Below are 13,695 nucleotides of genomic sequence, written 5' to 3'. Positions count from 1 at the left end.
TTATCATGTAGTTATATCGACTTAAATTAGGAGTGAACAGTATGAGCATGGATTTCAATTTTTTCATGAATGATGTTGTGACTCAAGCACGTAATGAGATCACAGCAGCTGGCTATAAAGAATTAAGAACACCAGAAGAGGTTGAAGAGGCGCTTGAACAAAAAGGAACAACCTTAGTGATGATTAACTCTGTATGTGGTTGTGCAGGCGGCATTGCACGTCCAGCAGCGGCCCATGCCCTTCATTATGATAAACGTCCTGACCACCTTGTTACGGTTTTTGCAGGCCAGGATAAAGAAGCGACCGAAAAAGCACGCAGCTATTTTACAGGTTATCCGCCATCCTCACCATCTTTTGCCTTATTGAAGGATGGAAAAATCGTTTCAATGGTTGAAAGACACCAAATTGAAGGCTACGATCCAGCTACAGTAGTAGCAAGACTGCAAAAAGAATTCGAAGAAAACTGCGAAGAACTATAAATAGTAATCAAATGGGCTAATCTCCTTAAGCGGAGGCTGGCTCTTTTTTTTATTTTAAAAAAGTAATAATAAAATTTTATAAATATACTTGCATAATTATTTTATCCTGTGTTAAAATTCATTACGTTGCATAAATATTAAACTTTAACTCTTTAAAGTTAGTGAATTATTATAATTAATTTTCAGAAAATTATAGGAGGAAAACAAATGAAGAAGATAATGGGTTTATTCTTAATAATGATTTTAGCTGTTGGTGTACTTGCAGCGTGTGGTGAAACCAAAGGTGATAATGCAGGTGCAGGTGACAAAAAGACACTAGTGATGGCAACTTCAGCCGATTATGCGCCGTTTGAATATATTGAATCAGATAAAAGTGACGAAATTATTGGCTTTGATGTTGATTTAGCTAACGCAATTGCTGGAAAACTTGGCTATGAAGTTGAAGTTAAGGATATGGATTTTGGCGGTTTGATTCAATCACTTAAATCTGGACAAGCAGACTTTGTATTAGCGGGAATGACTCCAACAGAAAAAAGAAAGAAAAATGTAGACTTCAGTGATATTTACTATACAGCACAGCACATGGTTATCTCGAAAAAAGATAGTGCAATTGCAACAGTAGAAGATTTAAAAGATAAAACAGTCGGTGTTCAGTTAGGTTCTATTCAAGAAGGTAAAGCAGAAGAAATTAATGAAACGGTAGCTATTACAGTAGAAAATCGTAACCGTATCCCAGAGCTTATTCAAGAACTGAAAGCCGGTCGTTTTGACGCTATCATTATTGAAGACACAGTGGCTAAAGGATATCTTGATAAAGAGACTGATTTAACTAACTTTACCCTCAGCGATGACCCAGAAGAAGCAGGATCTGCGATTGCTTTTCCAAAGGATAGCGAGCTAACAGAGAAATTTAACAAAGAGCTTCAAAAAATGAAAGAAAACGGTGAATTACAAGAGTTGATTGTTAAGTGGTTTGGTGGGGAAAACTAATTATACAACCAAGACGTTCAGAAAGTCTTCTGAACGTCTTACTAATTTTATTATTTAGAGAGGACGGCAGTTGAATGAACTTAGATTTCACGCAATTCATTCCTTCGATGCCATACATTTTAGAGGGAATACTTGTTACACTTAAAATTGTCATTCTGGCAGGGATATTAGGATTTATTTTAGGAATAATCCTTTCATTTTTTAAAATTAGTAAATTCAAATTTCTTGGCTGGTTTGCTGACATCTATACCTCGATTTTTCGTGGTACACCATTAGTTTTACAATTGATGTTAATTTATTATGGATCACCACAGTTAGTCGGGTATCAAATTGAACCATACACAGCTGCGATTTTATCTTTTGCTCTTAATTCTGGTGCTTACATATCTGAAATTATCAGAGCAGGTATTCAGGCGATTGATAAGGGACAGCAGGAAGCCGCAATGGCGCTGGGTGTGCCTTACACAAAAATGATGTGGGATATCATCCTTCCTCAAGCCCTTAAAAATATCCTTCCAGCATTAATGAATGAATTTATTACCTTAACCAAAGAATCTGCAATTGTTACCACAATCGGCGTAATGGATATTATGCGTCGTTCTTATCAGGTTGGGGCAGAAAACTATTCATTCTTCGAACCATTATTGATTGCTGGTCTAATCTATTACTTAATGGTCGTGACTTTGACCTTCCTAGGAAAAGCGGTTGAAAGGAGAATGAGACGCAGTGATTAAGGTAGAAAATTTGCACAAAAATTACGGTAAGCTTGAAGTTTTAAAGGGCATTACCACGGAAATTAAAGCTGGAGAAGTGGTTGCGATTATTGGACCTTCTGGTTCAGGAAAGTCAACCTTCCTGCGCTGCATGAACCTTCTTGAAAACCCGACTAGCGGAAAAATTCTCGTAGGGGACCAAGATGTAACCGATAAAAAGACGAATATCATGAAGGTGCGGCAGAATGTTGGTATGGTTTTTCAACATTTTCATTTATTCCCTCATAAAACGGTTTTGGAGAATCTTACCTATGCACCAATAAAGGTTAAAGGGCTATCAAAAGCAGATGCAGAAAAGATTGCTTTTGACTTGTTAGATAAAGTTGGATTAGCGGAAAAAGCCAAAGAATACCCGACGAGATTATCTGGCGGACAAAAGCAGCGGGTTGCCATCGCAAGGGCACTGGCAATGGAGCCGGAAGTTATGCTTTTTGATGAACCAACCTCTGCTCTTGACCCTGAAATGGTAAAGGAAGTATTAGAGGTTATGAAATCCCTCGCGCATACCGGGATGACAATGGCAATTGTCACGCACGAAATGGGCTTTGCTCGTGAGGTAGCTGACCGAGTATTGTTCCTTGATGGAGGAGTGCTGGTGGAAGATGCAGCGCCGCAAGAATTTTTCACAAATCCCAAGAGCCAGCGCGCACAAGATTTCTTGCAAAAAATGCTCTAAAAAGGATAAGCTAGAGATGGTCTATATAGGCCATCTTTTTTTATTATTTTAAGGGAGTTTTCTATGAAATTTCGAATTGGTTACAGAACATTGAAGACAGCCGCGGGCACGGCCATTTCCATTCTAATTGCCCAACAGCTCGGGCTAGATAACTTTGCATCTGCAGGAATTTTAACGATTCTTTGTATTCAAGTAACGAAAAGAAGATCATTACGAACAGCTTGGGACCGATTTTTAGCCTGTGTGTTGGTAATGCCCTTTTCTGCGCTGTTTTTTGAAGGAATTGCCTACCATCCAATCGTTATTGGAGTCATGCTGTTATTCTTTATCCCGACAGTGGTTATGCTTAAAGCTACGGATGGAGTCGTTACCAGCAGTGTTATTATCTTACATATCTATTTAGCTAACAAGATTACCATGGATCTCTTTATCAATGAGCTTGGTGTTATTATCACTGGTATTGGTGTAGCGTTGTTGATAAATGTCTATATGCCAAGCGTAGATCAAAAATTAAGGGATTATCAAAGTAGAATTGAAAGCAATTTTAAAGTTATATTTTGTGAAATGGTTAATTATCTGAGAACTGGTGAGAGTGACTGGTCTGGTCGAGAAATAACGGAAACAGCACAGGTGCTGGATGAGGCGAAATCAATTGCAATTCTAGATGTAGAAAATCACGTGTTAAGGGAAGATAATGACTATTTTTATTACTTTAGAATGAGAGAAAAACAATTTGAAATTCTAGAACGGGTTTTATCGATTGTTACTTCACTAACTGTGACGGTACCACAAGGTAAAATGATCGCAGAATTTCTTGAAGAATTGTCTGAAAACATAAAACCTGGTAACACAGCTCACATTTATCTTGGAAAGCTAAAAGAGATGAAAAAGGAATTCGAGGAAATGGAACTACCGAAAACCAGAGAAGAATTTGAAGTCCGTGCCGCACTTCTTCAATTAGTGAAAGAGATGAATGAATATCTAATTATTAAAAGTTCCTATAGAACATCAAAATGGAATAAATCAAGGAAATTAGAAGCAAACTAAGGAAAAAATGGCAGGTGGATTTTTATGATAAAGTTACTATCGCCAATCCTGTTTGCTTTTTTTATTTCACAACTTTGGCCTCTTGGTCCTAATCCTCTTCCTGGTGACCCTTTTGTTATCGTCAATAAAACAACAAATGAATTGGCATTGATTGATGACAACAAAGTCCAAACTGTTGTCAGTGTTGGTACGGGTAAGACGAAGGAGTTGACACCAGAAGGACTATTTACAATAACGGTAAAAGCAGAAGAACCCTATTATCGCCGTAAGGATATTCCTGGAGGAGACCCTAAAAACCCGCTTGGCTCTAGATGGATAGGTTTTGATGCCGAGGAGACAGATGGAAGAACATATGGAATTCATGGTACCAATCAGCCGGCCTCCATCGGAAAATATGTATCACAAGGGTGTATTCGTACACAGAATGAAGTCATTTCTTCCTTGTACCCATTAATTCCATTAGGTACAAAAATATTAGTCACTTCAACGAATAAATCTTTTCAGCAGATTGCAAAAGAACATGGAGCTATTCAATAAATATCAAAAGGGACTGTTATCCGAAACAGTCCCTTTGTCTATGTTTGTATTAGATAAATTGAGCGATCCCAATTAGGAGGGTTGAAGCTAACATAGCGATTAGCATTAAATATACAACTATTTTTCTTGCTTTTTTATTATTCAAAGTGGGTTCCCCCTTTATTTTAATAGCATTATTTATATTTTACAGGGAAAAGCCCAATTGAACAATGGTACAACATCTCATTTTGGGAAGGAATTATGAATTTTTTAGCGAATATGGTAATTGTCGAAACTATTTTAAATTATGAAAAATAGAGGGGTATAAATGATTAAAAAAGTGGATCACATTGGAATTGCTGTTCGATCACTCGAGACCTCCCTGCCTTTTTATACGGAGGTCCTGAAGCTCCCTTTAATTGGGATTGAAGAAGTCGAAAGTCAAAAAGTCAGAGTAGCATTTCTAAAAGCAGGGGAAACGAAACTAGAGCTTTTAGAACCTACAACACAGGATAGTAAAATAGCCCAATTTATTGAAAAACGTGGTGAGGGGATGCACCATATCGCTTTGGGTGTTAACTCTATTGAAGAAAGAATAATAGAGATGAAAGAAAAAGGGATTCGGATGATTGATGAGGAGCCAAGGATTGGTGCTGGAGGAGCACATATTGCTTTCATGCATCCCAAGTCGACATCGGGTGTACTGGTTGAGTTATGTGAAAAGAAGGGGTGAAGAGACCAATGATAGACATCTATGAAAAAATAAATGAATTATATGATAAACGCCGGGAAGTGGAGCTTGGAGGCGGTGATGAAAGAATTGAAAAACAGCATGAGAAAGGAAAATTAACTGCTAGAGAACGAATTGAGCTTCTAGTAGATAAAGGGTCATTTGTTGAATTAAGCCCATTTATTGAGCACAGGACGAATGATTTTGGTCTAGATGAACAGAAAGGTCCTGGAGATGGTGTTGTAACCGGATATGGAAAAGTAAATGGCCGGCCAATCTACTTATTTTCACAAGATTTTACCGTTTTTGGCGGGGCACTAGGGGAAATGCATGCAAAAAAAATCTCCAATGTAATGGATTTAGCAGCTAAAAATGGTACGCCGTTTGTCGGTTTAAATGATTCTGGGGGAGCACGAATTCAAGAAGGTGTTGTTTCACTAGACGGTTACGGTCATATCTTTTATCGAAATGCTATTTATTCCGGGGTAATTCCGCAAATTTCTGTAATTATGGGACCTTGTGCCGGTGGGGCTGTTTATTCACCTGCCATTACCGATTTTGTATTTATGGTTGAAAAAACAAGCCAAATGTTTATTACAGGTCCAAAGGTAATTGAAACGGTAACTGGTGAGAAGATATCTGCTGAAGACCTTGGCGGTGCTCATGTTCATAATAGTATTAGTGGAAATGCGCATTTTGAAGCTGCTTCCGAGCAGGAAGTATTGGAAGAGGTTCGAAGGCTTCTCAGCTATCTTCCACAAAATAATGAAGAAAAGCCTCCACGTCTTCCAGTAAATGAAGAAAATGATTACCGTCCAGACTTGACGGATGTTATTCCCTTCGACGCCATTCGTCCTTATGACGTTCGAAAAGTAATTGAACAAGTTGCGGATGCAGACTCTTTTATGGAAATTCAAAAAAACTTTGCAAAAAATATCGTCGTTGGCTTTGCGAGGCTTAAAGGAGAAACAGTGGGTCTTGTTTGTAATCAGCCAAAGGTTATGGCTGGCGGGCTTGACATTAACTCCTCTGATAAAGCAGCAAGATTTATTCGTACCTGTGATTCATTTAATATCCCGATTATCACATTTGAAGATGTCACCGGCTTCTTCCCAGGGGTACAACAGGAGCATGGTGGGATTATCCGCCACGGTGCAAAGATTCTGTATGCTTATTCGGAAGCCACTGTTCCGAAACTAACTGTTATTTTAAGAAAAGCGTATGGAGGCGCATATGTAGCCCTTAATAGCAAGTCGATCGGAGCTGATTTAGTCTTTGCTTGGCCAAATGCCGAGATTGCTGTAATGGGCCCACAGGGTGCTGCTAATATCATTTTTGCGAAAGAGATCCAAAATAGTGATAATCCTGAACTGGTTAGGCAACAAAAAATCGAAGAATATCGTGAAAAGTTTGCCAATCCATATGTGGCGGCAAGCAGAGGGATGGTCGATGATGTCATTGACCCGCGTGAAACGAGGATAAAAATAATCCAAGCATTAGAAATGCTTCGAAACAAAAAAGAATCAAGGCCGTATAAGAAACACGGGAATATACCACTTTAATCAATCATTTGAAGACAAGTATCCGAAGGAGTATACTTACAGTGAGTACATAAAACGGAGGGTTTATTCAGATGATTAATCATGAACGTCTTTTAAATGAATTTTTAGAGCTTGTACAAATTGATTCTGAAACTAAATATGAAACAGAAATTGCAAAAGTTTTAAAACAAAAGTTTACAGATTTAGGTCTTGATGTTTTCGAAGATGATACAACCGCTGTAACCGGGCATGGTGCAGGTAACTTAGTTTGTACACTTGCCGCCACTAAAGATGGCGTAGACCCTATTTATTTCACTTCTCATATGGATACAGTAGTTCCAGCAAGAGGTGTTAAACCATCGATCAAAGATGGCTATGTGGTGACAGATGGAACAACTATTTTGGGTGCTGATGATAAAACAGGTTTATCTGTTATGCTTGAGACCATCCGCGTCTTAAAAGAACAAGATATTCCTCACGGACAAATCCAATTTGTTATCACGGTGGGTGAAGAATCTGGCCTTGTAGGGGCAAAAGCACTTGAGCCTTCCTTGTTGAAAGCAAAGTATGGCTATGCCTTAGACAGTGATGGTTTAGTAGGTAATATCGTGGTTGCTGCTCCTACCCAAGCTAAGATTAAAGCAGTCATTTACGGAAAAACTGCTCATGCTGGTGTGGCTCCTGAAAAAGGAGTTTCAGCGATTACGATTGCAGCAAAATCGATTGCGAGAATGCCATTAGGCAGAATTGACTCAGAAACAACGGCAAATATTGGCCGCTTCGAAGGCGGTACACAAACGAATATCGTTTGCGACCGTGTAGATATTCTTGCAGAAGCACGTTCCCTTATTGCTGAAAAAATGGAAGCTCAAGCGGAAAAAATGAAAAAAGCCTTTGAAACAGTAGCGGCTGAAATGGGTGGAAGAGCTGAAGTTGAAGTTCACGTTATGTACCCTGGATTTAAATTTGGCGAAGGCGATCAAGTAGTTGAGATTGCACGAAAGGCAGCGGCAAAAATTGGGCGCAGCTGTGAATTACAGCAAAGCGGCGGCGGAAGCGACGCCAACGTTATTGCAGGCTTTAACATTCCAACGGTTAATCTGGCTGTCGGTTATGAAGATATACATACTACAAATGAACGTATGCCGATTGAAGAATTAAACAAGCTTGCAGAAATGACAATTGCTATTATTGAAGAGGTTACGAATCAATAAGGATTTTCACTTACAAAAAAGTCGGAAATAGACAAAAAATAAAGAAATTTAATACATTCATTATGTTTGACTGTTATTTTTAAACCATAATCTAGTATAAAAGACAAAATCAAAGGGCCCTAACTGAATATTGGTTAGGGCCTCTTTAATATATGAAGGGGAACTTTACTACTTTCTTTACAACGGAGAAATACTTCCAATTTTTTCTTCACCTGACATAGCCTTTTGGATTTCTGTTTGAACTTCCCGTTGTCATTATGTTTTTAACAAGTTTAGGAATTATAAATCCATACCGTTTGCATAAAGTTAGGAAATATGCATAATTTCTGTTAATCTTCGTTTTAATTTTGATTACGCCTCCAGACTTTCTTTAAGATATCCTGGTGGTTATACTTTATACTCTTATATGTCGAAATTGATTACAATCATCGGATGACTGGGCTCCTAAACAAGGAGTCTATTTTCATTATCCTCTCCTTACTCGGGGGAGGATTTTTCATTTGCTTTTATACATGGATTCTATAATCTTTAACACAAAATCTATGTGGTAATACAGATTTAGTAGAGATTAGATATAACGTTTAGTAGGGCACTCGCGGCTTCGGCATTTGTTAAAACTATATCTATGTTCTACTTTAATTATCCCGATACAAAATCTAAAGGCACTCTATTTATGAAAAAATATTTTACATTCTTGTGAATTTTTAAAATATTTATTGTGTTTTGGAAAAAATGCACATATAATCAAAAGTGAGCATAAGTAAGCAAATTCATTCAAAATGATTATCTGAAATAATCATTATTTACATTCTAAAAAAATAGGAGGGAAATGATTTTGTGTACGGTATAGAAAGAAAATCTGCCATATTAGATTTACTTAACAAAAATTCTAGAGTGGATGTGCAAGAATTAAGCCAATACTTTAATTTGTCTGAATCAACCATTCGCAGGGACCTAAAGGAACTAGAGGAAGCCCAATTGTTAAAAAGAACACATGGTGGTGCTGTCCTTTTCCAAAGTGTGACGTTTGAACCGACTTACAACGAGAAAGAAGTGACTTTTCAGGAAGAGAAAAAGGCTATAGCAAAGGAGGCTGCTAAGTTTATAGAAAACGGAGAAAGCATTTTACTTGATTCGGGTACCACAACTTATTATCTTTCTCAAGAACTACGAAACTTTTCAAGCCTACGGGTTGTAACGAATTCAATCCTCTGTGCCAACGAGTTAAAGGATGTACCAGGAATAGAAGTGGTTTTATGTGGAGGAAGTCTACGCTCTGAAACTCTAGCGTTAGTCGGTCCTTTAGCCGAGATTTGTTTTGACCAAATCCGTGTAGACAAAACCTTTATTGCTACGAATGGCGTTGATGTTGAAAATGGTTTAACCACCCCAAACTTAACTGAGGCAGCAACAAAAAAGAAAATGATCGCTTGTGGGAAAAAGGTAATTCTCATCACCGATCATACCAAAATAGGTCAGGTAAGTTTTGCAAAGTTTGCGGATATTCATGACATAAATTATTTAATAACCGATAGTGCAGCACCTAATACGGTAGTTAATCGCATTAATGAAGCGGGTATTACGGTTCATATTGTCTAACCATGGTGGCCTAGTAAACTACCAAGATAAATGAAAGTGTTTGGAAATGAAAGCGGTTTAAAGGGGTTTGATTGAAGTTTAGGAGGTGAGGCCTATAAATATAAGGAAAGGAACAGCTCTTTCATAAGGTATGAAAATGAGAAAAATTCACAAAAAAAGATGCGATTCAGGCTCCCACGACCAAATGGAATTTAGCCCTAAATCACACCTTTGCTTGAGTTTGACTAAAATTAATAAAATTTTAGCACTCATTTTCATAGTAGAGCATAACTGATTTTTTTACAAGGATTGACTTATTTAAAAATCTTTTACTAACTATTATTCGGGGGTTTGCACACTATGAAAAATATAAAAATTTTTAGCATTGTACTAGTAATTGTCACTTTATTCTTATTAAGTGCATGTGGCAGTAATGAAAACGTTTCTGGTTCTGATAATAAAGATAAAAATAACGATACTGATAAAAAACTTAAAATTGGATTAACTGTTCCAACATTAGGTAATCCGTTCTTCGTAGCAATGTCCAAAGGTGCTAAAGAAGTGGCTTCTAAGTATGATGCGGAAGTGATCACGGTAAGTGCGGATCATGACCTCGCGAAACAAACAGCACAAATCGAAGATTTCATTACAAAGAAAGTTGATTTAATCTTGTTGAGCCCATTTGATTCTGCTGGTATCGCAGGTGCGGTTGCTCAAGCAAAATCAGCAGGCATTCCGGTTGTGGCTCTTGATGGTTTTGCAGAAGGTGGCATTGACACAGTCGTTATGTCTGATAACGTTCAAGCAGGTAGATTAGCGGCAGAGTACCTTGTGAAGCAGCTTGATGGAAAGGGCAACATTGTAATTATTGATGGTCCTCCCGTTTCTGCAGTAACAGACCGAATAAAAGGTTTTAACGAAGTGATTAGCAAATATCCAGACATTAAGGTTGTTGCAAAACAAAACGGTGAAGGAAACCGTGAAAAGGCACTAACGGTAATGGAAAGTATCCTTACTGCAAATAAAGAAATCAATGCAGTTTTTACCATCAATGATGAAGAAGCTACAGGAGTACAAATTGCTCAAGAACAAGCAGGCAGACAAGATGAATTCTTCGTGGTAAGTGTGGACGGCGCACCTGCAGCGGTGGATGCTTTGAAAAAAGGTGGAAGCTTTGCGGGTACTTCCGCACAATTCCCCAACCAGATGGTGATCGATGGTGTCGCTTTGGCATTAAAAATCATTGACGGAGAGAAAGTCGAGTCAGAGGTTCTTATTCCAACTGAATTTATCACTCAGAAAAATGTTGATTCCTATAAGGGATGGTAATCATACCCCTTAGTGGTGTATTAATATATGGTGCTCTTTCTAGAGCACTATATTTACATCATGGAAAAAACACATAAAAGTGACCTAGGGAGTGGAATTAATGGCAGTATCTCAAATTCAGGAACATACCAATCGTCAATCACAAATACGATCACCTATCATGAGTATGAAGGCAGTAAACAAACAATTTTCCGGTGTTAAGGTGTTACAAAACGTTAATATAGAACTTTTTAAAGGGGAAGTTCATGCACTAATGGGCGAGAATGGTGCAGGGAAATCTACCTTAATGAAGATCATGGCAGGTGTGTATCAGCCTGATGCTGGAATGATTGTATATAAAGGTCAGGAAGTGCATTGGAATAATCCAATGGAGGCTAGAAATAGGGGAATTAGTGTTATTCACCAAGAGATAAGCCTATCACCCAATTTGTCCATTGGCGAGAATATTATGATGGGTACAACCTTTAAGAAAAATAGGTTTGGCCTAATCAAGTGGAATGAAATCTATGAAAAGGCGGGGCATGTTTTAAAATCAATCGGATCAAATTTAGATCCTCGTGCGGATGTATCTACCCTAAGTGTAGCACAACAACAAATGGTTGAAATTGCCCGTGCCTTATCCCTTAACTCTGAGATTCTAATTATGGATGAACCAACAGCCTCCCTTACGGATAAAGAAATAGAAAAGCTATTTGGTATTATTGAAGAATTAAGGCGAAAAGGCGTAGCGATCGTATATATTTCACATCGGATGGATGAAATATTTAAAATTTCAAATCGCTTTACTGTCCTTAGAGACGGGCAGTGGGTTACTAGTGGTCCGATATCAGAAACAAATCCCAAGAACCTAGTAAGGCTTATGGTAGGAAGAGAGTTAAATGAGCTGTTTGTAAGAGAAAAAAACAATAGTATGGTTAGGCCTGAGGAACGGAAACCAGTGCTTGAGTTGAAAGGTGTCTCTGACAAAAAGTTTGTGAAAGATATATCGTTGAAACTATACCCTGGTGAAATTGTAGGTTTAGCAGGCCTTGTCGGTGCCGGAAGGACAGAGCTTATAAGAACCATCTTTGGCTTATCGGAATTGTCAAATGGTCAAATCATCATGAATGGCCAGCAGGTCCATATAAAAAGTCCCATTGAAGCCATGAAACTTGGCATTGCCCATGTTCCTGAGAGTAGGAAGGAACAGGGGTTATTACCGAATTTATCTGTAATAGAAAATATTCTCATGGCACAATTACCAACGTATCGGAAATTTAAGTTGTTGCAGTATAAGAAAATGAATCAGGATGCCGATCGATATATTGAAGAATTAGGTGTAAGAACAGCCTCGAAGGAACAAAACATAATGGGCCTTAGCGGTGGAAATCAACAAAAGGTTGTCATTGCTAAATGGCTATCTATCGGTCCTAGAGTGCTCCTCCTCGACGAACCGACACGTGGTGTAGACATAGGAGCGAAGACAGAAATTCATAAAATTATCAGTAAACTAGCCGATCAAGGGCTTGCGGTATTAATGATTTCGTCTGAATTACCCGAAGTTCTAGGAGTAAGTGATCGAATTTTAGTCATGCATGAGGGGAAACTTAGAGCTGAATTGTCTCGTGATGAAGCGACACAAGAAAAAATCATGTACTATGCTACAGGAGAGGTTAAATGATGAATACAAACATACAAACGTCTAGTCCAATTGTAGTTTCGATCAAGGATCGTTCAAAAAAGATTTTTAATCAGCTGGGCATGTTAATCATTCTTGCTTTATTGATAATCATTATGATGGTTTTTGCACCAAATTTTACGGATTCAAGTAATATCTTGAACGTATTGAAGCAAAGCTCGATTACTGCCATCCTAGCAGCTGGGATGACCCTCGTTATATTAACAGGCGGCATTGATTTGTCGGTAGGCTCAACCTTAGCGTTGACAGGTGTCATCTCTGTATTACTTTCAAACGCTGGAATTCCTCCAGTTGTGGCTATGTTAGCAGGTGCAGCAGTCGGATATGTGGCAGGGGCCATAAATGGTTTTTTAACAGCTATCCCCAAACTGCCATCTTTTATCGTGACACTTGGTAGTATGACCTACCTGAGAGGTTTGGCCTATGTTATAACGGGGGGATATCCTGTCGTTTTGGCATCAGAGCAATTCAAGTTCATAGGAGCAGGTAAAATTCTTGGGATACCTACCCCTATTTATGTCATGTTAATTGTTTATATCATAATGTTCATCGTTTTGAAATACACAATGTTCGGACGACATGTTTATGCGATTGGTGGTAATGAGGAAGCAGCGCATCTTACAGGAATTAAGGTTAATCGAACATTGATCCATGTCTATTCCATTAGTGGCTTGCTCGCAGGTATAAGTGGTGTTGTTATGGCAGGACGATTGTTTTCAGGGCAGCCCATGGTAGGTATTGCATTTGAGCTGGACGCGATAGCAGCTGTTGTTCTTGGGGGCACTAGTTTTGTAGGTGGCCGTGGCCGTATCCAAGGTACAATCATCGGGGTTTTAATTGTAGCCGTATTAACAAATGGAATGACTTTGCTTAACGTTGATTTTTACTGGCAACAAGTTGTAAAAGGCATAGTTATTGTTATTGCCGTATTACTTGATAGATTACGCAGCAGAACATAACTTAGATTAAATTCAAAAAACACACATAGCCAGAAGAGCATCCTTCTGGCTTAAAATTTCTACTAAATGAGAGAGATTCACATGTAAGAGGCGTTTTTATGAGATGAGAAAAAGAGTTGAAGAATATTGATTAATGATAGAGTATTAGTAAACATGGGTATTAAATTCCGATTAAACATATTCTG

General features: G+C 38.2%; 14 protein-coding genes and 1 pseudogene. 14 read left to right on the top strand and 1 reads right to left on the bottom strand.

From position 1 onward, the window contains the following. Positions 1–41: 41 nt before the first annotated feature. The 6 genes from F4694_RS08045 to F4694_RS08020 all read left to right on the top strand — a co-directional run bounded on the left by F4694_RS08045 (position 42) and on the right by F4694_RS08020 (position 4,502). Complete coding sequence (locus F4694_RS08045) at positions 42–479, top strand: BrxA/BrxB family bacilliredoxin (protein ID WP_179596638.1); 438 nt, start codon at positions 42–44, stop codon at positions 477–479. A 207-nt stretch (positions 480–686) separates the two neighbouring features. Next, positions 687–1,469 (top strand): transporter substrate-binding domain-containing protein, encoded by a 783-nt coding sequence (locus tag F4694_RS08040; RefSeq protein WP_179596636.1) that lies wholly within the window; start codon positions 687–689, stop codon positions 1,467–1,469. Positions 1,470–1,543: 74 nt separating this feature from the next. Continuing rightward, positions 1,544–2,203, top strand: coding sequence for an amino acid ABC transporter permease (locus tag F4694_RS08035; RefSeq protein ID WP_179596634.1), 660 nt, complete (start codon positions 1,544–1,546; stop codon positions 2,201–2,203). Next, complete coding sequence (locus F4694_RS08030) at positions 2,196–2,918, top strand: amino acid ABC transporter ATP-binding protein (protein WP_179596632.1); 723 nt, start codon at positions 2,196–2,198, stop codon at positions 2,916–2,918. Before F4694_RS08035 ends, F4694_RS08030 begins: the two co-directional genes overlap by 8 nt. A gap of 63 nt (positions 2,919–2,981) precedes the next feature. Continuing rightward, positions 2,982–3,965 carry an aromatic acid exporter family protein gene (locus F4694_RS08025; RefSeq protein WP_179596630.1) on the top strand — a complete coding sequence of 328 codons (984 nt, stop codon included), beginning with the start codon at positions 2,982–2,984 and terminating at the stop codon, positions 3,963–3,965. 24 nt (positions 3,966–3,989) lie between these two features. Next, positions 3,990–4,502, top strand: a complete 513-nt coding sequence (locus F4694_RS08020) for a L,D-transpeptidase (RefSeq protein WP_179596628.1) — start codon at positions 3,990–3,992, stop codon at positions 4,500–4,502. Positions 4,503–4,551: 49 nt separating this feature from the next. Here F4694_RS08020 and prli42 read toward each other — a convergent pair whose 3' ends face one another. Continuing rightward, positions 4,552–4,647, bottom strand: a complete 96-nt coding sequence (gene prli42 / locus F4694_RS08015; protein ID WP_179596626.1) for a stressosome-associated protein Prli42 — start codon at positions 4,645–4,647, stop codon at positions 4,552–4,554. Between the two features lie 162 nt (positions 4,648–4,809). Between prli42 and mce the strand changes: the two genes are divergently transcribed. The 8 genes and pseudogenes from mce (at position 4,810) to F4694_RS07975 (ending at position 13,510) form a co-directional block, all read left to right on the top strand. Further along, positions 4,810–5,214: a methylmalonyl-CoA epimerase gene (mce, locus tag F4694_RS08010; RefSeq protein WP_179596624.1), complete on the top strand. Its 405-nt coding sequence runs from the start codon at positions 4,810–4,812 to the stop codon at positions 5,212–5,214. A gap of 8 nt (positions 5,215–5,222) precedes the next feature. Beyond that, positions 5,223–6,773: an acyl-CoA carboxylase subunit beta gene (locus F4694_RS08005; RefSeq protein ID WP_179596622.1), complete on the top strand. Its 1,551-nt coding sequence runs from the start codon at positions 5,223–5,225 to the stop codon at positions 6,771–6,773. Positions 6,774–6,844: 71 nt separating this feature from the next. After that, positions 6,845–7,966, top strand: coding sequence for a tripeptidase T (locus tag F4694_RS08000; protein ID WP_179596620.1), 1,122 nt, complete (start codon positions 6,845–6,847; stop codon positions 7,964–7,966). Positions 7,967–8,130: 164 nt separating this feature from the next. After that, positions 8,131–8,286: pseudogene (locus F4694_RS07995) on the top strand (twin-arginine translocase subunit TatC); the annotation flags it as partial. A gap of 517 nt (positions 8,287–8,803) precedes the next feature. Then, entirely contained in the window at positions 8,804–9,565 is a 762-nt protein-coding gene (locus F4694_RS07990; protein WP_179596618.1) for a DeoR/GlpR family DNA-binding transcription regulator, read from the top strand. A gap of 339 nt (positions 9,566–9,904) precedes the next feature. After that, the gene (locus F4694_RS07985; protein ID WP_179596616.1) at positions 9,905–10,873 is read left to right on the top strand and encodes an ABC transporter substrate-binding protein; all 969 of its coding nucleotides are present in this window, start codon (positions 9,905–9,907) and stop codon (positions 10,871–10,873) included. Positions 10,874–10,973: 100 nt separating this feature from the next. Beyond that, a complete protein-coding gene (locus F4694_RS07980) occupies positions 10,974–12,533 on the top strand; it encodes a sugar ABC transporter ATP-binding protein (protein WP_179596614.1) in 1,560 nt (519 codons plus the stop codon). Then, the gene (locus F4694_RS07975) at positions 12,533–13,510 is read left to right on the top strand and encodes an ABC transporter permease (RefSeq protein ID WP_179597107.1); all 978 of its coding nucleotides are present in this window, start codon (positions 12,533–12,535) and stop codon (positions 13,508–13,510) included. Before F4694_RS07980 ends, F4694_RS07975 begins: the two co-directional genes overlap by 1 nt. The last annotated feature ends 185 nt before the right edge of the window (positions 13,511–13,695 follow it).

Origin of the sequence: Neobacillus driksii (genome assembly GCF_013409995.1) — a bacterium.
Lineage (GTDB): Bacteria > Bacillota > Bacilli > Bacillales > Cytobacillaceae > Neobacillus > Neobacillus driksii.
This window is presented reverse-complemented; position numbering and strand designations above follow the sequence as displayed.

Coding starts and splice junctions, on each gene's coding strand:
- F4694_RS08045 (WP_179596638.1), top strand. CDS start 42: ATGAGCATGGATTTCAATTTTTTCATGAATGATGTTGTGACTCAAGCA.
- F4694_RS08040 (WP_179596636.1), top strand. CDS start 687: ATGAAGAAGATAATGGGTTTATTCTTAATAATGATTTTAGCTGTTGGT.
- F4694_RS08035 (WP_179596634.1), top strand. CDS start 1,544: ATGAACTTAGATTTCACGCAATTCATTCCTTCGATGCCATACATTTTA.
- F4694_RS08025 (WP_179596630.1), top strand. CDS start 2,982: ATGAAATTTCGAATTGGTTACAGAACATTGAAGACAGCCGCGGGCACG.
- F4694_RS08020 (WP_179596628.1), top strand. CDS start 3,990: ATGATAAAGTTACTATCGCCAATCCTGTTTGCTTTTTTTATTTCACAA.
- mce (WP_179596624.1), top strand. CDS start 4,810: ATGATTAAAAAAGTGGATCACATTGGAATTGCTGTTCGATCACTCGAG.
- F4694_RS08005 (WP_179596622.1), top strand. CDS start 5,223: ATGATAGACATCTATGAAAAAATAAATGAATTATATGATAAACGCCGG.
- F4694_RS08000 (WP_179596620.1), top strand. CDS start 6,845: ATGATTAATCATGAACGTCTTTTAAATGAATTTTTAGAGCTTGTACAA.
- F4694_RS07985 (WP_179596616.1), top strand. CDS start 9,905: ATGAAAAATATAAAAATTTTTAGCATTGTACTAGTAATTGTCACTTTA.
- F4694_RS07980 (WP_179596614.1), top strand. CDS start 10,974: ATGGCAGTATCTCAAATTCAGGAACATACCAATCGTCAATCACAAATA.
- F4694_RS07975 (WP_179597107.1), top strand. CDS start 12,533: ATGAATACAAACATACAAACGTCTAGTCCAATTGTAGTTTCGATCAAG.